The organism is Bizionia sp., from assembly GCF_048259285.1.
Classification (GTDB): domain Bacteria; phylum Bacteroidota; class Bacteroidia; order Flavobacteriales; family Flavobacteriaceae; genus Algorimicrobium; species Algorimicrobium hallyeonense.
In genome coordinates, this window is sequence record NZ_JBLXHU010000009.1 from 1 (window position 1) to 23,924 (window position 23,924).

Consider the following 23,924-nt stretch of genomic DNA (forward strand, 5'->3'; position numbering starts at 1 on the left):
AACGTCATTTTGGCGATAATTTCTTTTAGCATTTTCGCCAAAATAACTTTCGAAGTTATTTCGTCGCTGGCTTATAATCTTTTCCATCCAACGTCATTTTGGCGATAATTTCTCGCAAAATTTCAGATGTACCACCTCCAATTGGTCCTAATCGGCTATCTCGTAATAATCGTGCCATAGGATATTCTTCCATATAACCATAACCACCTAAAAATTGAAGACACTGGTATATCACCTCATCGGCCATTTTGGTAGATTGCAATTTGGAAATCGTTGCTTCTTTAACCACATATTCACCTTTATTCATTCTGTAGGCAATAGAGTAGTTAAATTCTTTACATACAATCATACTTGCGTATGCATCTGAAAAGGCATGACGTAAGGCTTGGAATTTATTTATACTCTTTCCAAAGGCGTAACGTTCACTCATATATTTCTTGGCATAATTTAAAGCAAATTCAGCGCGAGCATGTGAGTTTACGCCCATAATTAAACGCTCAAATGCAAAATGTTGCATGATATATGGAAACCCTTTATTCTCTTCACCCATTAAATTTTCAGCAGGAATGGTCACGTTATCAAAAGCAATTTCGGCAGTATCACTTGCTCGCCATCCTAATTTATCTAATTTGGTTGCAGAAATACCAGGTGTATCTCTATCCATAATAAACATACTAATTCCCTTGTTTCCTAACTCCGGATTTGTTTTAGCGGCAACTACTAAATAATCGCTATAAACCCCATTTGTAATAAATGTTTTGGATCCGTTAAGGACATAAGTGTCACCTTTCTTTTCAGCCGTTGTGCGCATTCCTGCCACATCACTACCACCAAAAGGTTCGGTTACACAAAGGCAACCAATCATATCACCAGAAATACTTGCTGTTAAATATTTTTCCTTAATAGCATCACTTCCTTCAGCATTTACGTGTGTCATTGCCAAATAAGCATGCGCCCACATATTGGCTGCAAAACCGCCAGAATTAACTTTTTGCAGTTCTTCAAGAAAAATGATTGTATAAAATAAGTCTAAATCTAATCCGCCATACGCTTCCGGATAATTAACACCAAAGAAGCCCATATCCCCGAATTTTTTCCAAATAAAACGCTCAACAGTTCCGTCTTTCTCCCATTTTTCAATATGTGGAACTACCTCTTTCTGTAAAAAATCTTTTAAGCTCTGTCTAAACAAGTTATGCTCTTCGGTGAAGTACATAGTATTCATAAATTTTGGTTTTTTGTATAATTATTCGAGTGTCAAATATAACGTAATTATCTCAATCTTGTTTACAGGGAAGTCTTTAACTTTCGTTAAATCGGTTAATGATTTAAAGCCATCCAGAAGAATTCGTTGCTCTATAATGTTGTGCGCCACTTCATAATCTATATATGGAATGGTAACCAACTCATCTCGCGTAGCTGTGTTTACATTGAAACGCGCAATGGGTTTTGGTGTTTTTACAGTGAATTGTTCTTGAATGCGTTCAATGACCTCAGCAGACAAGCCATACACTTGCGTTAGTTCTACATCAGCAATAAATTGACCGCCTATTTTTTCGCGATAGGAAACTATGCGCTCGGATAAGGCATCACCAATACCATAAATACGTTTTAATTGAGAAGCTGTTGCTTGGTTTAAATCAATTTTCTGCCCAAATGTTTTGGGTTTGCTATTGTAGTTATTAGAATTGAAAGGTTTCGGTTTCGGATTTGTAACCCATTCTGGAAATTTAAAATTTGGTGATAAAACGACTAAAAGCGAATCAGACACTTTGGTTACTTGCTGAAATTCTGATGCCGAATTCACCCATTTTTCCGATGCTCTAAATTTATGAAGTCTATCTATTTCTTCATTGCTCATGCCTAAAGTATAGCCTTTATAGTCGGTTATATAATTAGGGTTGAAAGGAAATATTTTGAATTTAGAATTTTCAATCTGAACCAATTTTAAAGAATCAATTTCCTGCTGGAGTTCGGTATTGATGAGCGCATCATGGTTGTTGCCATCTAATGTTTTATTATAATAGTGAAACAAAACTTGAAGAATCACCATGATAGCGATTAACAAAAAAATCCCATTTCGCTGTTTTTTAGTAAACGTGAAATGGGATTTCATAATGATTAATTTAGAAGTTTATTTCTTATCCAACCTTTTATATAATTGGTTAGTTTTTAGTTTCTGTATGTATTCGTTTAAATCGAATTTCACCTCACTAGACATAATGTAAAGACCAATTATGTTTGGAAACGACATGGCTAAAATCATCATATCTGAAAAGTCAAGAACAGCTCCTAAACTAACGGATGCTCCAATAACTACAAATACTAAAAATAACATTTTATATATAAATTCAATTTTCTTACTCTTACCAAATAAGTATGTCCAAGCTCTCATTCCATAATAAGACCATGATATCATAGTTGAAAATGCAAATAAGAATACCGCTACCGCTAACACATATGGGAACCAAGATATTTGACTACCAAAAGCATCAGATGTTAATTGCGCACCAGCCATACCTTCTACTTCATGCATACCAGTAAAAATTAATACTAAAGCCGTTAATGTACACACAACAACGGTATCAATAAATGGTTCTAATAAGGCCACAAAACCTTCCGATGGTGGATTGTTTGTTTTAGCTGTACTATGAGCAATAGCTGCAGAACCTACACCTGCTTCATTGGAAAATGCGGCACGTTGGAAACCAACTATTAATACACCAATAACGCCACCTTTAAGAGCTGAAGGGCTAAAAGCACCTTCATAAATAGCCGTAAAAGCTGGGCCAATATTTTGAATATTCATAATAATAACGGCAAGGGCAGCAACCACATAAATACTAGCCATTACAGGAACTACTCTACCTGTTACTTTGGCAATACTGTTAATACCTCCAATGATAACAACTCCTACTAAAATTGCGGTTATAACACCAAAATAGAACCCGTTACCTTCTAACATAGGAAACTGACCTGCTAACTGCTCAAAAGATTGATTGGCTTGAAACATATTACCACCTCCAAAAGAAGCACCAACTGCTAAAACGGCAAACATACCTGCAAGCACTTTTCCAAATCCTTTCATGTTACGCTTTTCAAGCCCGTAACGTAGGTAATTCATGGGGCCACCAAACACACGACCATCAGGCAGAATATCACGATATTTAACACCTAAAGTACACTCTACAAATTTTGTTGACATCCCTAATAATCCACAAACAATCATCCAGAAAGTTGCGCCTGCTCCTCCCAAGGATACCGCTACGGCTACACCAGCAATATTTCCTAATCCAACAGTACCTGAAACGGCTGTTGCCAAAGCTTGAAAGTGTGTAACTTGTCCAGGTGCATCTGGATCGTCATATTTTCCACGTGCTAAATCAATAGCATGTCCAAATCCACGGATATTAATAAAGCCCATTCTAATTGTAAAGAATAACGCCCCCAATACTAACCAAATTACAATAAATGAAATAGGTTTTGTTAGTGGGTCACCATTTGGATGGGTTAAAACAACTGGCTTATCATAAGTTACTTGTGCGAAATTATGAGCACCTTGTTCAATTACGTGTTGCGCATTATCTGAATTAAAAATAACGTTTCCTTCTGCGGTTAAATGCTTTAATTTTCCTTTTGCTGATGAGTTTACCGTAATATCATTTCCAGCCATATCCTGAATAACGGCAATTGGCTCATCTTTAAGGACATTTTCACCATCGCCTTTAAGCCAAGACTTAAGTGTATATTTATTTTGAACTTCGTTCGTCCAATTTGGAATACCTATTTGCTTGCTGTCTGCATAGACAACTGGATCATAAATTCCTATTGCAGCAAAAGGATCCCAAAAAAGCACCGAACCTAGCGCACTAACTGCCGGTGTCATGGTACCATTAAAAACCTCTGTAATTGCTTCCGTTTCTACCGTATAAACCACGGTCTTACTATTTCCTGCAACATCTGTAACAACAACTGAATACGGAACTCCTTCCGTAAGCCCAATAGCTCTATTAGAAGTTAGTGGTGTACTTTGATTACTCCAGCGATAGGTATAAGGCTCTACTCCACCTTTAACCGTAATTGTTACAACACCATCGTTAATTGTGGATGAAGGGTTTGAGACTTGCCCTTCTATTTCAAAATTTTGCGCAAACGCTATTATGGGCAGAATTGCAGTAAAAATTGAAAGAAGAATTTTCTTCATAAGATTTTTTATTAGTTAGTTTTTTATAAATTAGTAGGACAAGATGCTAAAAAAAAATGAGTTTTTAAAACATCTGTTGTTAAAAACAAAATTTGATTAACGGATGTTGTAAACTGAATTAAGCTTCATTATCTGTTCTGGCCTTCCAAGAACGATAACTTTAGAATTAGGCATTAGGCGTTGTTCGGCTTCTGGATTAATAATATAATCGCCATTTTCATCTTTATAACCTATAACATTACAACCTGTTTTTTGGCGTAAATCCAAATCGCGAATGGTACGAATTTCCGTTGTATCATAGAATTTACTCACCGCAATTTCTTCAATATTAATATTGGATTTCCCCACAATAGATAAGTTATCAATAAACTCAATTAAATCGGGAACAACCACCAAAGATGCCATGTGATCTCCACCTATTTTATCTGGCAAAATAACATTATTAGCACCAGCTAGTTTCAACTTGTTGTAAGACGTTTCTTGAGATGCACGACTAATAATTTTCATATCCTGATTTATTTGCCGAGCAGATAATACCACAAATAGGTTATCCGCATCATTAGGCAATGCAGAAATTAACGTCGTAGCCTTCTCAATTCCTGCTTGTAAAAGAATCTCGTCTTCATTGGCATTTCCATGAACAAATGGCACCATTTCACTTTGGAATTTTTCAATAACCTCTTTATCCCGTTCAATTACCACAAAAGGTTTTTTATAAGCCATTAGTTTATGTGCAGCTTGTTTGCCGTTTCTGCCATAGCCACAAATAATAATATGACCAGAAAGATTATCAATCTTTTTTTGCATTTTCTTTTGTTTTAAATCTTCAAAATTATTTTTACTCAAAATATATTCGGTAATCACACTAATAGCATAACCAACAATAATAACACTAGTAAGAATTAAAAAAATAGTGAATATTTTAGAAGCATCATCCAAAGGGCGGACTTCGCCAAAGCCTACCGTTGTAACGGTTATTACTGTCATATAAAGCGCGTCTACCCAGCGGTAACCGGACATAATCATAAACCCTATAACGCCAACTAAAAGCAATAAAATTAACAAGACAATTGCTATTATTATTTTAGAACGAAAAAGATTTAAAACGAAGTTTCTCATACTTATAAATCAAACACTGATGAGCGCTTTGTGAATAATAAGTCTTTTATTCGCATCCAAAAAGCAATAAACAAATAGAGGGCAAAACCAAAGCCTAATGTCACAAAGGTGAGATACATAAATGAGGTTCTTACAACCTTGGCACGAATACCCATGCGGTCAGCTATACGCTGGCAAACGTAATAACCACGCTTTTGAAAATAAAGTAAGGCATTATAAAAAAAATTCATATTGCAATGTAATAATTTATTTGCTTATTAAGCGATTTCCAATAGCGCATTGTAAACATTTATTTGGATTGCAATACTGCATCTTCAGCTGTAATAACGGTTGTGAAACATTGGCGTAATTAGGCATTGGTTTCAATTGGTTAAACTTATTTACAATGGTATTGTTTTCGGAAGGAATATGTGCCATAAGTTCTAGTAGTTCTGAAATTACATCTGTTCCTTGTTTTTTATTGTAGGCAAATTTTAAAGGCACAACCGTATTTATAATTAATAGGTGAATAAAATTTTTAGTCAAAATCTTTTTTGATGGTTTGGAAGTCGTTTGAAACGTAAAATGTGTTCTCCAAAACTCAGAACAGCCCACTTGAAAAAGCTTATAAATTTGCTCAAGGGTTTTACAATCCATTATTTTTGAAAACAATGCGTCATTTTCAGTATATAAGACGGCCAATTGTGATAAGCGTATGGTTGGAAAATTAGGAGGCCGTAACTTAAAAAACTGCGGTTGTGTTACCAAACTATTATCCAATTGAAATTTGTTTTTCAAAAATTTATAATGCGCCTTCAATTGCAGCTCATAAGGCTCATTACTTTCTGAACTTAATAATCCGGCCTGACCTAAAAATAAGGCTTCCAGCTCTTCAGGTTTATTTTGAAGTTTTCTAATGATAGCAAAATCTATAGATTGTGCCATGCTTAAAAACGCATCACCATTAATATTAAGACCAAAGTTTTTAGCGAGCATGGCAAACAAAACGGCTTCCCAATTGTTTTTTGATTTTTTCAATAAATGCGTAATTGCAACGGACTTCTGCTCTAAACGTTCTATATATAAGCGTTCCAACCAATTTTGCAATAAAAATTCTGGTGTATCACTAAATTCATTTTCGCAATTTATCCATGATTGTTTTTTAGAGAAGAGTTCATGGTAATTATTAAGTAATTTTTTATCCACATGATGCTTCAGTTCCAATGTTGGAATTACGGTATTATCTTTTCTGAAAACATCGGTATCGTGTTCCCAAACCACATGAAGTATCACGTTTTGATACGCAGGATCTTTTTCATGATGATGCACATACCAATCGCTAGATTTAATATGAATTTCTACATTTCCTGCCCAAAGCTGATTATCAACTTTAAGTTGCGCTGCAAAAAAATCAGGGCCAGAAAGCTGATTGTGCTGTCCTGAATTTACCACAGTAATAAGCTGCTCTTGAGTTGTTTTCAAATTCAAAAGCTGAAACTTTTTAAACTGCCATAAATAATGTAAAAACGCTTCTTGCATCCTTCTAATTTACATATTTTAAACTAATTATGGTGCTGTGTTGCGAGTTTCGTATTTTTACAAAAACTAAAAATAAGCGGAAACTAACTATTTACATGAAATATCTTGCTTTTATAACCGTAATCCTTTTAACACAAACACCTATGACACTTTATAAATTTAATACAGATAGTAAACAAACCGATTGGTATATTCTTGATGATGTGGTTATGGGCGGAAAATCTAATGGCACGTTTAGTATTAATGAAGCTGGAAATGGTATTTTTAAAGGCGAAATATCATTAGAAAATAATGGCGGTTTTTCTTCTGTTAGACACGATTGTAATGTAAAAAATCACGAAGGTTTTACACGTTTTAGAATCCGAATAAAAGGTGATGGTAATCCCTATCAATTCCGTGTAAAATCCAACAAAAATAACAGACATAGTTATGCAGCCACATTTCAAACCTCTGGAGATTGGGAAACAATAGACATTGCCTTTACTAATATGCCTGCTGTTTTCCGTGGTCGAAATTTAGACATGCCCAATTTCCCTGGTAAAAATATGAAAGAAATTGGTTTTTTAATCGGTACTAAAAACCCGCAAAAATTCCAATTAGAAATAGAGAGTATTGTGTTAGTAAAGTAAAATTTCATCTGAACTTTTTAGTATCTTCGAATTCATGAATACAATAGAAATCCGACAGGTAAATGTAGTGCAATATATCAATCCATTGCGCGAAGGTGGTTCGCTTCCAGCCATAGTAAAAGCGGATGATGGCTTCCTGTATGTCTTAAAGTTTAGAGGTGCTGGTCAAGGCAAAAAAGCATTAATTGCCGAACTTATTGGTGGCGAAATTGCACGCGCTATCGGTTTACATGTGCCTGAATTGGTGTTCATGAATCTAGACGACTCCTTCAGCAAAACCGAACCTGATGAGGAAATTCAAGATTTACTCAAATTTAGTGTGGGTTTAAATCTCGGACTTCACTATTTATCTAGTGCTATTACTTTTGATCCGTTAGTAACCCATATTGATTCTTTAACGGCTTCCAAAATAGTTTTAATGGATAGCATCATTAGTAATATTGACCGAACCGCTAAAAACACCAACCTTTTAAGTTGGAATAAAGAATTATGGGTTATTGATAATGGTGCTAGTTTTTATTTTCACCATAATTGGCAAACATGGGAAAACCATTTAACGAGAACGTTTCCACTTATTAAAGATCATGTATTACTAGAGTTTGCCAAAAATTTAAATGAAGCTTCTCAACACATTACAACACAACTTAACACGGAGAAAATTGAAGAAATTATTTCATTAATCCCAGAAGACTGGCTTGAAAGTGACGCAGATGCGTTTTCTCCAAACGACATGAGAGCAGCTTATACCACCTATTTAAAGGCCAAACTTGCCATGATTGATAAACTCGTTAAAGAAGCTGAAGATGCCAGATAACGTTACTTTTGAATATGCCATTATAAGATTGGTTCCTAAAGTTGAACGGGAGGAATTCTTTAATATAGGTGTGATCCTTTTTTCGAAGCGGAAAAAATTTCTAGGCATGAAGTATTATATAAATCCTAAAAAACTAGCCGCATATTCAAGCGACATAGATAAAGCTGAAATTGAGAGCTATTTAAAAGTCTGGGAGTCCGTTTGCCAAGGTAATCCTTCAGGAGGCGTTATTGAAAAAATGGAAGTTTCTGATAGATTCCGATGGTTGGCAGCTTCCAAAAGCACCATTCTTCAATGCTCCAAAACACATTCAGGACTCTGTACAAATCCAAAAGAGACCTTGGAAGGCCTCTTTGAATTGTTTGTATTGTAAAATTCGTTCTTAATTCTTAATCAACTTTTTTGTTGAAGTTTGACCATTTTGGTTAATAATCTTTAAAAGATAAATACCGCGTGTTAAGGTTGGCGCAAAATTTTCAAAATTACGAGTCTTTGAAGAAACATGAACCCTTTTTCCCAATATGTTATAAACCTCAATCGTTTTTATTGGAGTTACTGTATCTAAATTAATCGTGTTTGTGAACGGATTAGGATAAATTTTTACTCCTTGACTTTCTATATCTGCAGTTAATAATAAAAAGGATGCATAAACATAATCTGTAATTGAAACAACGGTGGAATAACTATCTAATTCTTGCTTAAGCAAATTAGCATCACAATTACATACCAATTCATATTGTTCATAGGAAGTTCCAACATTTACATTCTCATAAAGACGCACATTATAATCAGAAAATATTTGATTTAATCCTCCATCATTTGTAACGGCTATTTCATTGGAGTATGACACAAAACTGCCGACATTATTGTCTACTAGATTTAGAACTAAACCATTAGACAAAACATCCCCAGAAAATATATCAACGTAGTTTATTACTGAATTATAATTTGTTAAGTCTTGCAAAAACTGCTCCACGTCACAGTCTTCACAACTTACAACACCTAATTTATCCATCATGGTTTCATTTGTATAACCATAGACCATTTCATAAGACGTAACGTTATAATTTTGAAATATTAGATTTAAACCTGCATCATTGGATTCGTTTGAATACTGTCCTCCAACCGTTAATGAATACCCAACATTTTCATCCACCAACTCAATCTGAATCTGATGTTGTTGCGCATAAGTAGAAATGTTAATAAAAATAAATATAAAAAAGTAAATATGTTTCATACAAATAGATCTAGCACTTTAAAGGTACAAAAAATAACTTTTAGGACTTAATCTTCCAAAAGGTTAATTGAAACCTTATTCAACATAACCCATTTTCTCCATCCATTCGTTGTTAAACATTTTTCCAACATAACGACTTCCGTGATCGTGGAATAAAACAACAACTACATCATCTTTTGTAAAATGCTCTTTAAGCTGTAACAAGCCTTTTATTGCTGCTCCCGCAGAATTCCCTAAAAACATGCCTTCTTCCTTGGCTAATTTCTGGGTATATATAGCCGCGTCTTTATCCGTAACTTTGGTAAAACCATCTATAATACTGAAATCCACATTTTCTGGTAAAATATCTTCACCAATACCTTCGGTTACATATGGATAAATTTCCTTCTCGTCAAAAATTCCTGTTTCATGGTATTTTTTAAAGACACTTCCATACGTATCAATTCCCCAAATTTTTACATTCGGGTTTTGTTCTTTTAAATACTTACCAACGCCAGAAATAGTTCCGCCTGTTCCTACACCAACAACAAAATGCGTGATTTTTCCATCGGTTTGTTTCCAAATTTCTGGACCTGTGCTTTCGTAATGTGCTTTGGCATTACTTGGGTTATCATATTGATTAACATACCAAGAATTTGGTGTTTCTTCACCCAATCGTTTGGAAACAGAATAATAACTTCTTGGGTCATCTGGCTCCACATCTGTTGGACACACAACTACTTCCGCTCCAACAGCGCGAAGAATATCCATTTTTTCTTTAGACTGCTTATCTGAAATCACAAAAATACATTTGTAACCTTTTACAATAGCAGCTAAAGCTAATCCCATACCTGTGTTTCCTGACGTTCCTTCAATAATCGTTCCACCTGGTTTTAAACGTCCGTCTGCTTCCGCATCCTCAATCATGGTTAAAGCCATACGATCTTTAACAGAGTTTCCGGGATTAAAAGTTTCGTATTTAGATAATACCAAACATGGTAAATCTGCTGTTAGTTTATTTAATTTTACCATGGGTGTATTACCAATGGTTCCTAGTATATTTTCTACGTAATCCATATATGAGTTTTTAAGATAATCGTTCGCACTAAACAATAGCGAGTACCTTTTTACATGTGTTCTTAAATTAGAATTGCAAAGGTATGATTTTGATAGGAAAGCACGAAAGGTTTTTTGATAGGGAGTTTTTGCATGGAGATTTGTGGAGAAACGTGGAGATTCATAAAGAGTTTACGTCGAAACTACTTAATGGTAACATGATAAACTGCAACTATGACTGAAAACTGTAAACTGCGATTGAGTACCGCAAACTGTAATCTGAACATTACTCAAACCGAATAGCTTTAACTGGCGAAATTTTTGTGATGATATAAGAAGGAATCAACAACATTAGTAAACACAGAATAAACGTACCAATATTTAAAGCGGCAATATAGGTGATGCTTAAATAAACAGGTGCTTCACTTACGTAGTACACATTTGGGTCTAAAGGGAAAATTTTAAAATATTTTTGCGCCAATAGAATGCCTAAACCAATGAGGTTTCCCCAGATTAATCCTAAAACTATTAAATAGGATGCGTTGTACAAGAATATTTTTCGGATGGTCCAGTTATTACTTCCCAATGCTTTTAAAATACCAATCATTTGCGTGCGTTCTAAAATTAAAACGAGTAATGCGGTAACCATATTAAATCCCGCTACCAGAACCATAATGCCAATAATGCCATAAATGTTTTTTACAAAAATACTTATCCACTCAAAAATGGAATCGAATTTTTTCTCCACCGTAACGGTATTAAATTCAGATGGTGTGTTTTGATATACTTGCTCCCGAATAGCATCTAATTGCGAATAATCATCCACAAAAAGCTCAAAATGACCAACGTGATTTTTTTCCCATTTATTAATACGTTGTAAATGTTTGATATGCGAAATGAGATAAGTTTTGTCAAATTCCTGAAATCCGGAATTATAAATACCCACAATTTCATAAGGAATAATGCGTACTTTTTGGTTGAAATCTTTATTTACAAAATAGGTTTGAATGCTATCTCCAACCGTTACATGTAACCGATTGGCGGTGAATTCGGAGATTAAAACATCCTGACTATAGGCATCTGTATATTCTGGAAGTTTCCCTTTAACTAGATATTCTTGAAAATAATCCCATTTATAATCCGTACCAACACCTTTTACAATTATAGCTTCAAAATCGGTTTCGGTTCTAATAATTCCAAATTTTGTTGCCACACCTTGGATATGTTCAACACCTTCAACCGCGTTGAATTCAGGATAAAAATCTTGATCTAATGAAAGTGATCCATCACTCTCTTGCGAATTATTATTGCCAAACTTGGAAATCATTAATTCACCATTAAAAGCAACTACTTTTTCACGAATTTTTTGTTGAAGCCCAATTCCAGTAGCAATGGAAATCATCATGACAATAATACCAATGGCAATTGCAGCGATACCAATTTTTATTATTGGTGCCGAAACGCTACTTTTATACGCTTTACTATCAATAATGCGTTTTGCTATAAAATATTCGAAATTCAAATGATGCAATTACTTTTAAATCGATTCAAAAATACAGTTTTATTATTTGTTATGGTACTGATTTCTTGTGGAAACTTTTCACAAACGGAATCAGTTGAAAAAACAAATATGCTTCAAAATTCAGCACATTCTAATCCTGAAACGAAAAAAGATTTAGTGGTTGGTGCTAATCAAACAGATGCGTATTTACCCTTATTAAAAGGAAAACGAATTGGTATTGTTGCCAATCAGACTTCGGTTATATTTAAAAACTCGGGACATACAAGCTACACGCATTTGGTAGATTCATTAGTCGCATTAAACCTCAATATAAAAAAAGTATTTGCGCCAGAACATGGTTTTCGCGGAACTGCTGATGCTGGCGAAGTAGTTAAAGATGGAATAGACACTAAAACCGGCTTGCCTATAATTTCGCTGTATGGTGACAATAAAAAGCCAAAACCTGAACAATTGGCTGATATTGATTATGTAATTTTTGATATTCAAGATGTTGGTGCCCGTTTTTACACTTACATTTCCTCATTACATTATGTTATGGAAGCTTGTGCAGAACAAAATATTCCACTCTTAATTTTGGACAGACCCAATCCAAACGGTCATTATATAGATGGTCCTGTTTTAGAAATGGCTCATAAAAGTTTTGTTGGCATGCATCCAGTGCCTGTGGTTCATGGTATGACTATTGGCGAATATGCCCAAATGATAAATGGCGAAAAGTGGTTGAAAAACAACGTTAATTGCATACTCACGGTTATTCCTGTAAAAAATTATACGCACCAAACAGCTTATAGTTTACCAATTAAACCATCGCCCAATTTACCGAACGATGTGGCTATAAATCTGTATCCGAGTTTGTGTTTTTTTGAAGGCACCAATGTTAGTGCTGGACGTGGAACAGAAAAACAGTTTCAAATATTTGGGAGTCCTTTTCTAGATAAAGCGATGTTCAATTATAATTTTGAATTTACTCCAAAACCAAATGAAGGTTCTAAATATCCAAAACATGAAGGAAAAGTTTGTTATGGTTTAGATTTAAGTGACGCGCAACAACTAAACCGACTGGATTTAAATTATTTGATTGAAGCCTATCAAGCAACATCGGACAAAGCAACCTTTTTTAATAACTTTTTTATCAAATTAGCAGGAACAGACAGGTTGCAAAAACAAATTGAAAGTAGTCATACCGCCTACGAAATTAAAAAAACCTGGGTTCGTGATTTGCAAACCTATGATAGCATGAGACAAGCATATTTAATTTATAGATAACATACGGCTAATCGTACGGTTTTCCGTTCGGTCTTAAATTCGCGGCTCTGTATTCTGCTCGTGTTTGAATGACATAGCGTTTATCATTACTTAAACGCCTTGGATCAGACAAACTATAAGGAACAAAAATTGTTCCTTCACTTTCACCTTTACTAATTTTAGTGGTTTTGGAAGTCGCTACAGCTTTGTTTTTAGTGGTAAATTTTTTATTCTTTAAAGCCGTTTCGCTTGGCGGATAAAATTGCTTTAATGCTTCATTATTTATTAATTGTCCTTTTGTATCACGAGACGGTTTAATCTGCTTTTCCGATTTGACCAATTCACGAACTTCTGAATCGTTTACTTCAGACGTTTTTAAAACAATGTCCTTATCCATGTTCGTAGTTGTTGCTAATCGTGTATTAGGCGCAGTAAACTCCATGATAGGCAGCAATCTTGCAATTTTAAAAACCACGGTTTTACTGTAAATATAGGTATCATCTTTACCTTCTATAAATAATACAGAAAGTGTATAGTTACCAACCTCTAAAAAACTCAATGGGACGTTTACCTCCTTTTTGTTGCCACCAAGCGGCATAACCTGCACACCCGAATCGCTAATTATTTCAATTTTGGAAAGTGGATATTCACTTTTTAGAAGCAAAGTATCACCTGTTGCATTCAAATTATGAGCCAAACTGGCTGCTTTGGTATTTATGTTTCTTGTTATAGTAGAGTAAATATTACTTTGTGCGAGGGAAACAAAATGGCAACTAGTAACTAAAATCATAAACATCACTATACGTAGTAGTTTCATGACGAATATATTTAAATTAAACAATCTGTTATGGGCTATTAATCAGATATTTAATACTGTAAAAGTATGAGGTCAAGGCAAATACATCAAATATTGAGATGTTTATTCGTTCAGTCTTTATATTTAATAGACTAACAGAAGGTGAATGAAGAAATAATCGACAAACAGACAGTAAGATATGTTGCTGTTATTGTTACAGCTTTAATACTAACAACTTTATTTATAAGAAAGTTTTGTACGCTCAATTCTAGTAAAAGCATCGATTATATAAATAACAAAAACTATTTTTTTAGCGGATTGCGAAACAACGAGTACATGTTTTCCTTTAGATAAATTTTGTAACGGTATCTGAAAAGTTTTAGCATCTATATACAGATCTATTTCACGCTTATATGCCGTATTAATAGAATAAATATGACTAATTTTTGTAGGACTTTGTAATAGTAGGGTATCCTTGGTTGCATTTAATTCGTGCAGTAAGGTGTTTGCATATAAGTTCGTGTTTTTCTCAATTTTAACCATGTAGCTGGTTTGCGAATTGGCAAACTGATTACTGAATAAAAAGGCAAATAGGAAAAAAGGGAAAACGTAAGTGTTCATAAAAATCATTGTGTTTTGTTTATAACCAACACAACGACAGCGCATTAATCTCTCGAGATAAATCTAAACAAACGCCCACAATTATTTATAATCTTGTCTATAAACAGCATAAAAGTCGGATAAAAGCTGTGCTTCTCATATACTTACCTAAACATTTAGTCCTTTCCCGGAATAATAGTCGGTTTTTGATATTTCTTAAAAGGCTGCTTTAATAACTCACCAATTTTACCATTAGCAACTTCGTCTGGAAACACATCTACACCATAAACAATGTTATCCCGATCTAGTTCCATATAGGTTCCAAAGAGTCTATCCCAAATAGAAAATATATTTCCGTAATTAGAATCTGTATAAGGCAGAACATAATGGTGATGGACTTTATGCATATCAGGTGAGACAAACACATAACTCATTAACTTATCAAGCTTTCTAGGCATTCTTATATTAGCATGTGTTAATTGCGTAAAAATGACGGATAAAGATTGGTATAGAAAAACAATAGCTATAGGTGTTCCCACAATAAACACACCCAAAATGGTAAAAGAAAACCGAATGACACTCTCTATGGGATGGTGTCTGTTTCCTGTAGTTGTATCTACATGATGATCGGTGTGATGCACCAAATGAACCATCCAAAGCGGTTTAACTTTATGTTCTACAAAATGTGCTAAATAAGCGCCAAAAAAGTCCAGTAGTAACACTCCCAAAAGCGCATATAAACCTAAAGGCATTTCGGGTAACCAATTAATAATTCCGAAATTATTTGCAGCTACCCAATCCGTGGACTTAAGTAATAAAAAGGCCAATCCAAAATTAATAATGATGGTTGTTAAGGTGAAAAACAAATTTGGCCAAGCGTGCTTCCATTTCTTGTAACTAAACTGAAATAAAGGTAAGGCACCTTCTAAAAACCAAAAAAACATAATACCACCTACTAATAAAATACTTCGGTGTAATGTGGGAATGGTTTCAAAATAAGTGATAATTGCTTCCAAATTCTTTTTTGTTTAAAGATACTAAAAGTTCAATTTATAATTTAATCCGCTTTTTCATTTCCTCCACAATATTAAAAGCTGCAGGGCAGATTTCTACATTTTTCATGGTAAGATTAGCTATTTGTTGAAATTTCTTTCTATCCGTATGTGGGAATTCGCTACAGGCTTTTGGTCTAACCTCATAAATACTGCAATAATTATCGGCACCTAAAAAGGTACAGGGTACAGATTGCAATACATAATCATTATCTTCATCAATCCGTAAAAACTGATCTATAAACGGTTGAGGCTTCATTTTAAAATGCTTTGAAATGCGCTCTACATCTTTATTCGTGAACAATGGACCCGTTGTTTTACAGCAATTAGCGCAATCCAAACAATCTGTACGTTGAAATTCAGCTTCATGAAGTTCTTGCATGATATAATCCAATTGCTTGGGTGGTTTCTTTTTTAATTTTTTAAAGAAATCTTTACTCTCCTTATGCTTATCTTTGGCAAGTTTTGGAAGGCTTTCTATTTTGGCTTTCAGGTTCAAATTTTCTGGTTTGAGATTCAAATCATTACAAAACTAGGAAAACCATCTTAACAATAAACTTTAAATAGCAAACTTTGGAATTAAAAGACATATTCGGAAAAGCATTATTGGATTATCAATCGGGAAAATATACGGAAGATTTAATTACTTCTACAAATATTTCTGAAGACGATGAGTTACCTATTCCTTATTTATTTAGAGCGTTTAAGGACATGCCCATGCTTGAACAGAAAGCTTTACAGTTAGCAAAAGGGAAAATTTTAGATGTTGGGTGTGGTGCAGGGAGTCATAGTTTATATTTACAAGAAGAAGGTTTTTCCGTTAAAGCCATTGATGTTTCGGAAGGTGCTATTGATGTGGCTACAGAACGTGGTGTAAAAAACGCTGAATTAAAAGCCCTTTTAGATGAAACCGAAACTTTTGACACCATTTTATTACTGATGAATGGTACAGGAATATTTCAAGAGTTATCTGAAGTCAGCACCTACTTAAACCATTTAAAATTGTTGTTGAATCCTGGTGGTCAGGTTCTAATAGATTCTTCAGATATAAAATACATGTACGAAGATGAAGATGGCGGTTTATGGATTGATACCCAAGCCAATTATCATGGCGAATTGGACTACTATTTAAGTTATAAAGGTGAAGATGAAATCCCTATGAAATGGTTATACCTAGATTTTGAAACCTTGAATCTTGCGTGCCAAACGGTTGGATTAAAATGTGAGAAGATACTAGATGGTGCGCATTATGATTATTTGGCACGATTATATTACTAGTTCAAGGTTTAAAGTTCAAGGTTTAAAGTTCAGTGCTCTAGGTTCACGGTTTTTGGTTTAAGGTTTTCCCAATTTCAACAATCAACAATCATTAATCTCCAATCCCTACTAATGCCTAAATACTAATAAACTTGAACTCCTCCTAAATAGGTTTGTTCCACTTTAGTTTCAGGAACTTGCTGAATATCAACATTCATAATATCACGATCTAGCATAATAAAATCGGCAAACTTACCTGCTTCTATACTCCCCTTTTCGTTTTCTTCAAAATTAGAATAAGCTGCCCAAATGGTCATACCACGCAAAGTCTCTTCACGTGATAAGGCATTTTCCATTTGAAAACCATCTTTAGGAAATTCCTTTAAATCCTGTCTGGCAACAGCGGCATAAAAGGTTAAAAATGGACTTACTTTTTCCACAGGAAAATCGGTTCCTAGTGCTACTTTCCCGTATGTATCTAATAACTTTTTATAAGCATAAGCACCTTTAATACGTTCAGCTCCTATCCTATCTTCAGCCCAATACATATCGCTAGTTGCATGTGTAGGTTGTATGGATGGCATAATGTCATCAAATTTTTCAAAATCTTCAGGTGAAACAATTTGTGCATGTTCAATACGCCAACGTCTATCATTTTTGCCCTTGAGTGCTTTTTTATAAATATTTAAAACGGCATGATTGGCAGAATCACCAATAGCATGTGTATTCAATTGGAATTCTGAATTCGCAATTCGTGTTGCTGCTTTTTCTAAATAATCTAAACTCGTAACCGGTAAACCGTAAACAGTATGTGCATCGGAATACGGCTCACGCAATAAAGCCCCACGCGATCCAAGCGCGCCATCAGACGAGATTTTAAACGAGCGAATATGCAAACGGTCCGTTTTTACAATGCCGTTTTGTAAGTAGTAATCTAACTGATCTTCCGTACCACTTGCCATAACGTATAAACGAATTTTTAAATCGCCCGTCTCATACAAACTGTCCATTATTTCAATGGCATCAGCCGACACGCCGGCATCATCAATAGTGGTTAAACCATATTTAAAACAGTCTTGTTGTGCGGCTAAAAGCGCTTTGACACGTTGACTTTTTGAGGCTACCGGCCAGTTATTAAAAACAAGATTTTGAGCACGATCTACTAAAACACCCGTTAATTTACCGTCCTTTTTAATGAAATCGCCACCATCAATCTGACTGGTTTCCGTTATATTTCCTAAATCTAATGCAGCTTGATTAAACAAAGTAGCATGACCATCCACACGACCTAAAGCAATAGGTGTATCCGGGAAAAGCTGATTGAGTAAGGCGTTATTAGGAAATTCTTTTTCTTCCCAATCATTTTGATCCCAACCTCTGGCATAAATAACGCCAAGTTGATTCTCGTTCTGAAAATCTAAAACACGCTTTAAAACTTCATCAAAACTATCCGTCCCCATTAAGTCCACACTTAATAAATTATTACCTAAACCTTCAAAATGTGCGTGCGCATCAATGAAGCCTGGCACAATAGTTTTGCCTTGGGCATCAATAATAGTATCTGCTACGTATTTTTCTTGAAGTATTTTTGAAGAGGCAATTTCTAAAAATTTGCCATCTTTTATGGCGAAGGCTTCAGCTTTATCAAAATTACCGTTTACCGTGTAGATGTTTCCGTTGATTACAATAGCATCAACTGGCATTTTTTCTTTTTGACAAGACAATACGGTTGCTAAAATGGCTAGGGTTAGAAGTTTTTTCATATTCATTTTATAAATAGTTTTCAATGCGTTCCGCTTTATAGTAGGAATACGCAAATGAACGTTTTGTAAAAATAGTAAAAGCGTTCAAATTTGAACGCTTTTATAAAAATTTAGATGAAATTAATGAGATTGCCACGTCGTTACCTTCTCGCAATGACATTCTATCTTTATCTTTTAGAAGTCAAATTTATAAGTCGCACCAGCTAAAGCCTGAAAGCCTTGTACTGGATAATTTAACCAACGTTCATAATTCTGGCTAGCCATATTATTTGCTTTGGCATAAACCGATAATCGGTCGTTAATATGGTAACCAACATGTGCATTGGCATCAAAAAAGCCATCTAATGTTACTTGTTGTGTTGGGTTTAACAATGAAGGAAATAACGGATTATCAATGGTTTGAAAACCTGATAATGCCTCGCGTTCACCTTCATAAAACAGACTCGCACCTGCAAACCATTTATCGCTAATTTGATAATCCACAAACAACGAGGCTTTGATATTAGGGAGATTCCAAGCTTCCGCTTCATATTTAGTATCATAAATAAAATAATCGGCTGCCAGACCTAATGTGAAATTACGATTCACATCCACATTCAATTCGCCACCAAATGAAAAGGTTGATACATTATCATAAACAACGCCAAACGAATTCCCGTATTGATAGGTTTCATTTAAATCGAAACCAAAAGGAATTAAATTGTTTCGGAATAAGGCTTTATCATTTTCAGCTATGTAAGCACCTTTAAGATTATACCCCATACTATTGGATATTTTTCCTTTAAGTCCAACAAAAGCGTGATATTGCTGATCTGTTGGAATAATACTTAAAGTTGGCGAAACAAATGGGTTATCTTGTGCAAAGCTGTAATAGGTATTCTGAATTAAGCCACCTTTAATACCACCATAAGCAATAACCAATTCATCTACCACACGATAGGAAGCAGAAATATTTGGGTAAATATAGAATTTGTTATCTCCAGCTTGCGTATCATTTAAATACACCAAGGTTACACCTAGATCTAAAGTTAAATCCTCTTGAATTAATTGATAGGTTGGTGCTAAACCAATGTTGAAATTTCCATATTTCAGTTCGTCATTGGTTATGTAGTTTCTATCGAAACTACCACCAAGATAATCGATAGTTAAGGCCGTATTTATTTCGAAATTACTAATTTCAATATCAGAACTTATTTTCGCATTGAAATGATTTTCTCCTGATCCATTATCGTCTCCAAAATGTCTAAAAAGCACGGTTCCTTTATCAATATAGGTGTCTTCAAAAGCTATATCACCACCCACATGAATACCATAAAATGTATGTCCAGCGTCTATTCCTTGCGCATCTGCTTCGGTAAAACGCGGTTGATCCATGCCGTACCAATTATATATTTGGTGCACACCGCCAAGGTTGACATTCCAAGACATATCGCGATTGTTTTGACCGTAAGTTGCTTGCATTTTGGTATTATAAAAATTATCATCTAATAACACCTCATCCAGACCACCTTGCGATGAGTGATGACTAAAGTAACCACCTACATTTTCTGTTCTACTAATAGCATGGTTTAAATAAACTTCACCCAAAATACTCGTATAACTACCAAAACCTAAAGACGCATAATTATCATACAATTTAGGTGCCTTTTTTTTATCTAAAACGGCCGCTTTCCCTTTTGCAGGCGTAAATGTAGACGCGACTGGAATTGAAAAAATATTGTAGTCTATATCTTTTTTAGTTGCTGTAACATCATCATCTAATGATGGTGTTTCTTTTACCTTAAACGCATCTGAAATGGAAGGCGTATATGGTTTTACCACATTAATAACGTTGGTGTCCAACGTATCTTTATCGCGTTCTTGTGCCCACGAAAAAACCGATATAATAAGAAATAAACTCGTAAATACTATATGAATGTGCTTGCGCATAGATTTATTTTTTGATTGCTGAAATTGCTGCTGTGTTGTCATAATAATTATATCCAATTAGTTTCCTGCTGGATCTTGTTCTTGTACGGATGCGTTTGTTTTGGCTTGCTCTGATTTAATTTTGGTTAATTCATTTTGAGCTTCCGTAACCACATCGTCATAGTCTTTGAAATTTTCAATAACGCTTTCTAAAATATAGGTGGCTTGAAAGGCATCATTTAAGGCATAATAATTTTTAGCCATAAGCACCAAACCTTTGGCACTATACTTTTTATAACCTGAAAAATCCTTGGCTAATTTTTGAACTGTAACATTAGACGCTTCATGATTTCCTGCTTTATTTTCAAAATACGCTTTGAAATAAAATGCTTCCGCGGCTGTTTCTCCAGATGCTGTTTTTTCTACTTCGGCATAAGCCGTTTTAGCACGTGTTTCATCGTTTGTTTTCATGGCAGAACGTGCAATAATAACATAAGCATCACTGGTAATTCTATTATCAATTTTTGATTGCTGCAACACCTTTTCAGCATAAGCAACAGCGTCATTATATTTATTTAATTGATAATTGGCTTTCATTAAATTGGATTGCGCATACACGACATTCTGTGGAAAACGGGCTTCGGTTTCCAAACGCTTCAGCACAGGAATGGCAGCTGACCAATTTTTAGAATCTAAATGAATTTGTGATAATCTAGATAAAGCTTCCTCTGTAAACTCACTTGGCGTTGCACTAATAACCGCTTGGTAATGTGGCGCCGCATTTTCTTTTAAATCGGTTTTAAAGTATAACTGTGCAACATAAAAATGCGCTTTCAAATTATGAAGTCCCTTTGGAAACTGATTTAAATACCCATTAAATTGCTTAATGGCATCGTCCGTTTTGTTATCTAAATATTTCTTTTCGGCAGACTCGTACGTGGCATTATCTAAATCGGCATCAGAAACAGATACATAATCTAGCGTTTGTACCCAAGCTGCATATTCGTTGACGCGGCCTAAATCAATATAAATTAACCTGACGGTTGAAACCGCTTGATTGGCTTCAGCTGTATTTGGATAATTGGTTGCTACAGTTTTAAATTTATCGAGTGCTTCGTTATTTCTACTGGCATTATAATGCACTAAACCTTGACGCAATAAGGCTTTAGGCACGAAGGTGCTTCTCGGATTTTCACGAGCCAAACGATCGTACATTTTCATGGCTTCCACCGTTTGATTAGCTTTGATATAGGAATTACCAAGCTCGTACATGGCATCATCCCGAAGTGTAGAGTTTGGATATATCTGAATAAATTCTTCTAAACCACTTATTTTCTGTGAAGATTTACCTTCATAACCTTCACTTAATGTTTTTTGGAAAAAGGCATAATCGGCATCCACCTTATTCATTTTTACAGCTTTATCATAGGCAGCAATAGCAGCACTATAATAACTAGACACAAAATGCGCATCACCCAAACGTAAATACGTATCGTTTAAACGCACGGGATCTAAATCAGTTCCTTGGAGAAACTTATTAAAAAACTCGCTAGATTTTGTGTAGTTCTTTTGCTTGAAATAGGTATAAGCTATGTTATAATCACTGTTTTTATATTCGGGCGTTGTTGTTGCCGTATTGGATTGTTGAAATTGTTTGAAACCAATTAAAGCATCATCATAATTCGTTAAATTATAGTCGGTTTCTGCTTTCCAAAAGGTCGCACGCGTGGTGTATGTTTCGTTGATAGCTTCTTTAATAGATTTATTAAAAAGTGCTTTTGCTTCTTGATAATTCCCTTCATTGTACAATTCCAATCCACGATAAAAAGTCACTTTCTGATAGGCTTCCTTACTGGCAAAACTGCGTTTCCCTTCTAATAACTTTAAAGCTTCTTGATAATTTTTGGAGGTGATATAAGAATCAATTAAAAGCAATTCAATTACCTCTTTATAGGTTGAATTTGGATAGGTTTCCAAATAGGTTGTCAACACCTGCGGAACGGATTGATAGGGATTACCAATTTCGTAACTAATTTTGGCATAGTTCAACCAAGCATCTTCTTGAATCTTTAAATCGAAATCCATTTGTGATGCATTTCGAAACGCATTTAAAGCCTCCTGCTTTTTATTTAACTTAATATAGCTTTCACCTAAATGGTAATAGGCATTTTGCGCCACACTATTGTTACCATCAATAATTTTATTGAATTCTGAAATGGCTTTTTCAAAATCGCCTTGTTTGTAATGCGCATAACCTAATTGATAATAATCGGTATTATTCCATTTGCCATTTTTACCTTGGTATTCGGATAAATAAGGAAGGGCTTCCGCATATTTTTGCTGGTTGAAATAGCTTTCACCTATAATTTTATTGAGCTCTGAGATTTCAACTCGGTTGCTTTTTGGCAATTGGGCTTTGGCAAGTTTAATAGCTTCGTCAAAATTTCCTAATTTAAAGTTTAAATCCGCTTGATAATAAGATAGCTTTTCTTTGTATTTTTCTTGATCGCTTACTTGGTCAAAATAAGTGTTGGCTTCTTGATAATCATCGCTTTCATAAGCCATAAAACCAATGTAGTATTTAGCTTGAGAGCCATATTCGGCAGAATTTTCAATGCGCGATAAGTAGTTTCTAGCTGTTTTATAGTCTTTGGTTGCAAACGCCACGTATCCATTATTGAAACTAAATTTATCGCGCTCATTTCGGGATAAACTACTTTCGTCCACACGATCATACCATTTTTTAGCATGCGCATATTTTCCGTTTGTAAAATAATAGTCGGCTACATCTAAAAAAGCCGAATTTCGTTTGGTACTTGTTGGATGATTTTCAACAAAATCCTCAATAAGTTTATCCGCATTTTGTTGATTTAAACGAACGGCACAATTAGCCACGTAATAATCGCAATCCGCTATAATTTCATCGTTATCAGCCGTTTTTTTCAACGCTTTAAAAAGTGATTGTGCGGCTTGATATTGACTATTATTATATAAAGTCAGGGCTTTTTGATAATCAACCAAATGATTGGTATACGCTTCTGATTGTTGAGCGTGACTGCTTAATAAAATTCCCAGTAAAAATATAAGTGAAAGAACCGTTTTTTTCAACATGAAACCATTTTTAAATTTAAAAATCAAAGATAATTTAATCTGTATTTTATAACGTTAGAATTATGTTATAATTATAAACAGACATATAAAAATAATACTTGTTAAGCAGAAAAC

General features: G+C 34.6%; 21 protein-coding genes. 5 read left to right on the plus strand and 16 right to left on the minus strand.

Going from position 1 to position 23,924, the window contains the following annotated elements; translation table 11 throughout:
• Positions 1-55: 55 nt before the first annotated feature.
• The 6 genes from ACN0QX_RS06245 to ACN0QX_RS06270 form a co-directional block, all read right to left on the minus strand.
• Positions 56-1,225 carry an acyl-CoA dehydrogenase family protein gene (locus tag ACN0QX_RS06245; RefSeq protein WP_417195906.1) on the minus strand — a complete coding sequence of 390 codons (1,170 nt, stop codon included), beginning with the start codon at positions 1,223-1,225 and terminating at the stop codon, positions 56-58.
• A gap of 21 nt (positions 1,226-1,246) precedes the next feature.
• On the minus strand, positions 1,247-2,116 hold the full coding sequence (locus tag ACN0QX_RS06250) for a ComEA family DNA-binding protein (RefSeq protein ID WP_417195907.1): 870 nt from the start codon (positions 2,114-2,116) through the stop codon (positions 1,247-1,249).
• A gap of 18 nt (positions 2,117-2,134) precedes the next feature.
• Positions 2,135-4,204, minus strand: a complete 2,070-nt coding sequence (locus tag ACN0QX_RS06255) for an amino acid carrier protein (protein WP_417195908.1) — start codon at positions 4,202-4,204, stop codon at positions 2,135-2,137.
• Between the two features lie 96 nt (positions 4,205-4,300).
• Entirely contained in the window at positions 4,301-5,323 is a 1,023-nt protein-coding gene (locus ACN0QX_RS06260; protein WP_417195909.1) for a potassium channel family protein, read from the minus strand.
• 2 nt (positions 5,324-5,325) lie between these two features.
• Complete coding sequence (locus ACN0QX_RS06265) at positions 5,326-5,553, minus strand: PspC domain-containing protein (RefSeq protein WP_066251082.1); 228 nt, start codon at positions 5,551-5,553, stop codon at positions 5,326-5,328.
• Between the two features lie 16 nt (positions 5,554-5,569).
• On the minus strand, positions 5,570-6,841 hold the full coding sequence (locus tag ACN0QX_RS06270) for a DUF2851 family protein (protein ID WP_417195910.1): 1,272 nt from the start codon (positions 6,839-6,841) through the stop codon (positions 5,570-5,572).
• A 95-nt stretch (positions 6,842-6,936) separates the two neighbouring features.
• Between ACN0QX_RS06270 and ACN0QX_RS06275 the strand changes: the two genes are divergently transcribed.
• The 3 genes from ACN0QX_RS06275 to ACN0QX_RS06285 are packed head-to-tail and all read left to right on the plus strand — an operon-like array spanning position 6,937 to position 8,657.
• Positions 6,937-7,470 (plus strand): CIA30 family protein, encoded by a 534-nt coding sequence (locus ACN0QX_RS06275; RefSeq protein ID WP_417195911.1) that lies wholly within the window; start codon positions 6,937-6,939, stop codon positions 7,468-7,470.
• A 34-nt stretch (positions 7,471-7,504) separates the two neighbouring features.
• A complete protein-coding gene (locus tag ACN0QX_RS06280) occupies positions 7,505-8,284 on the plus strand; it encodes a HipA family kinase (protein WP_417195912.1) in 780 nt (259 codons plus the stop codon).
• Positions 8,274-8,657 (plus strand): DUF3037 domain-containing protein, encoded by a 384-nt coding sequence (locus ACN0QX_RS06285; RefSeq protein ID WP_417195913.1) that lies wholly within the window; start codon positions 8,274-8,276, stop codon positions 8,655-8,657. The genes ACN0QX_RS06280 and ACN0QX_RS06285 overlap by 11 nt, the downstream gene beginning before the upstream one ends.
• Positions 8,658-8,666: 9 nt before the next feature.
• Here the strand turns inward: ACN0QX_RS06285 and ACN0QX_RS06290 are convergent, their stop codons facing one another.
• The 3 genes from ACN0QX_RS06290 to ACN0QX_RS06300 form a co-directional block, all read right to left on the minus strand.
• Positions 8,667-9,521, minus strand: coding sequence for a T9SS type A sorting domain-containing protein (locus ACN0QX_RS06290; RefSeq protein WP_417195914.1), 855 nt, complete (start codon positions 9,519-9,521; stop codon positions 8,667-8,669).
• Positions 9,522-9,596: 75 nt separating this feature from the next.
• A complete protein-coding gene (locus ACN0QX_RS06295; RefSeq protein ID WP_248395246.1) occupies positions 9,597-10,577 on the minus strand; it encodes a PLP-dependent cysteine synthase family protein in 981 nt (326 codons plus the stop codon).
• A gap of 265 nt (positions 10,578-10,842) precedes the next feature.
• On the minus strand, positions 10,843-12,078 hold the full coding sequence (locus ACN0QX_RS06300) for an ABC transporter permease (protein WP_417195915.1): 1,236 nt from the start codon (positions 12,076-12,078) through the stop codon (positions 10,843-10,845).
• Here ACN0QX_RS06300 and ACN0QX_RS06305 point away from each other — a divergent pair, their 5' ends adjacent.
• On the plus strand, positions 12,079-13,344 hold the full coding sequence (locus ACN0QX_RS06305) for an exo-beta-N-acetylmuramidase NamZ domain-containing protein (RefSeq protein WP_376860067.1): 1,266 nt from the start codon (positions 12,079-12,081) through the stop codon (positions 13,342-13,344).
• A 7-nt stretch (positions 13,345-13,351) separates the two neighbouring features.
• Here ACN0QX_RS06305 and ACN0QX_RS06310 read toward each other — a convergent pair whose 3' ends face one another.
• From ACN0QX_RS06310 to ACN0QX_RS06325, 4 genes are all read right to left on the minus strand, one after another.
• Complete coding sequence (locus ACN0QX_RS06310) at positions 13,352-14,140, minus strand: hypothetical protein (RefSeq protein ID WP_417195916.1); 789 nt, start codon at positions 14,138-14,140, stop codon at positions 13,352-13,354.
• Between the two features lie 216 nt (positions 14,141-14,356).
• Positions 14,357-14,740, minus strand: a complete 384-nt coding sequence (locus ACN0QX_RS06315) for a hypothetical protein (protein WP_417195917.1) — start codon at positions 14,738-14,740, stop codon at positions 14,357-14,359.
• A gap of 155 nt (positions 14,741-14,895) precedes the next feature.
• On the minus strand, positions 14,896-15,735 hold the full coding sequence (locus ACN0QX_RS06320; protein ID WP_417195918.1) for a sterol desaturase family protein: 840 nt from the start codon (positions 15,733-15,735) through the stop codon (positions 14,896-14,898).
• Positions 15,736-15,769: 34 nt separating this feature from the next.
• The gene (locus ACN0QX_RS06325) at positions 15,770-16,264 is read right to left on the minus strand and encodes a YkgJ family cysteine cluster protein (RefSeq protein WP_248400637.1); all 495 of its coding nucleotides are present in this window, start codon (positions 16,262-16,264) and stop codon (positions 15,770-15,772) included.
• 80 nt (positions 16,265-16,344) lie between these two features.
• Between ACN0QX_RS06325 and ACN0QX_RS06330 the strand changes: the two genes are divergently transcribed.
• The gene (locus ACN0QX_RS06330; protein ID WP_417195919.1) at positions 16,345-17,049 is read left to right on the plus strand and encodes a class I SAM-dependent methyltransferase; all 705 of its coding nucleotides are present in this window, start codon (positions 16,345-16,347) and stop codon (positions 17,047-17,049) included.
• A 122-nt stretch (positions 17,050-17,171) separates the two neighbouring features.
• On the opposite strand, the gene ACN0QX_RS06335 is transcribed toward ACN0QX_RS06330, so the two are convergent.
• The 3 genes from ACN0QX_RS06335 to ACN0QX_RS06345 form a co-directional block, all read right to left on the minus strand.
• Positions 17,172-18,791: an amidohydrolase gene (locus ACN0QX_RS06335; RefSeq protein WP_417195920.1), complete on the minus strand. Its 1,620-nt coding sequence runs from the start codon at positions 18,789-18,791 to the stop codon at positions 17,172-17,174.
• Between the two features lie 174 nt (positions 18,792-18,965).
• Positions 18,966-20,720, minus strand: coding sequence for a TonB-dependent receptor (locus ACN0QX_RS06340; protein ID WP_417195921.1), 1,755 nt, complete (start codon positions 20,718-20,720; stop codon positions 18,966-18,968).
• 57 nt (positions 20,721-20,777) lie between these two features.
• Positions 20,778-23,810 (minus strand): tetratricopeptide repeat protein, encoded by a 3,033-nt coding sequence (locus tag ACN0QX_RS06345; RefSeq protein ID WP_417195922.1) that lies wholly within the window; start codon positions 23,808-23,810, stop codon positions 20,778-20,780.
• Positions 23,811-23,924 lie beyond the last annotated feature (114 nt).

Coding starts and splice junctions, on each gene's coding strand:
- ACN0QX_RS06245 (WP_417195906.1), bottom strand. CDS start 1,225: ATGAATACTATGTACTTCACCGAAGAGCATAACTTGTTTAGACAGAGC.
- ACN0QX_RS06250 (WP_417195907.1), bottom strand. CDS start 2,116: ATGAAATCCCATTTCACGTTTACTAAAAAACAGCGAAATGGGATTTTT.
- ACN0QX_RS06255 (WP_417195908.1), bottom strand. CDS start 4,204: ATGAAGAAAATTCTTCTTTCAATTTTTACTGCAATTCTGCCCATAATA.
- ACN0QX_RS06260 (WP_417195909.1), bottom strand. CDS start 5,323: ATGAGAAACTTCGTTTTAAATCTTTTTCGTTCTAAAATAATAATAGCA.
- ACN0QX_RS06265 (WP_066251082.1), bottom strand. CDS start 5,553: ATGAATTTTTTTTATAATGCCTTACTTTATTTTCAAAAGCGTGGTTAT.
- ACN0QX_RS06270 (WP_417195910.1), bottom strand. CDS start 6,841: ATGCAAGAAGCGTTTTTACATTATTTATGGCAGTTTAAAAAGTTTCAG.
- ACN0QX_RS06275 (WP_417195911.1), top strand. CDS start 6,937: ATGAAATATCTTGCTTTTATAACCGTAATCCTTTTAACACAAACACCT.
- ACN0QX_RS06280 (WP_417195912.1), top strand. CDS start 7,505: ATGAATACAATAGAAATCCGACAGGTAAATGTAGTGCAATATATCAAT.
- ACN0QX_RS06285 (WP_417195913.1), top strand. CDS start 8,274: ATGCCAGATAACGTTACTTTTGAATATGCCATTATAAGATTGGTTCCT.
- ACN0QX_RS06290 (WP_417195914.1), bottom strand. CDS start 9,521: ATGAAACATATTTACTTTTTTATATTTATTTTTATTAACATTTCTACT.
- ACN0QX_RS06295 (WP_248395246.1), bottom strand. CDS start 10,577: ATGGATTACGTAGAAAATATACTAGGAACCATTGGTAATACACCCATG.
- ACN0QX_RS06305 (WP_376860067.1), top strand. CDS start 12,079: ATGATGCAATTACTTTTAAATCGATTCAAAAATACAGTTTTATTATTT.
- ACN0QX_RS06310 (WP_417195916.1), bottom strand. CDS start 14,140: ATGAAACTACTACGTATAGTGATGTTTATGATTTTAGTTACTAGTTGC.
- ACN0QX_RS06315 (WP_417195917.1), bottom strand. CDS start 14,740: ATGAACACTTACGTTTTCCCTTTTTTCCTATTTGCCTTTTTATTCAGT.
- ACN0QX_RS06335 (WP_417195920.1), bottom strand. CDS start 18,791: ATGAAAAAACTTCTAACCCTAGCCATTTTAGCAACCGTATTGTCTTGT.
- ACN0QX_RS06340 (WP_417195921.1), bottom strand. CDS start 20,720: ATGCGCAAGCACATTCATATAGTATTTACGAGTTTATTTCTTATTATA.
- ACN0QX_RS06345 (WP_417195922.1), bottom strand. CDS start 23,810: ATGTTGAAAAAAACGGTTCTTTCACTTATATTTTTACTGGGAATTTTA.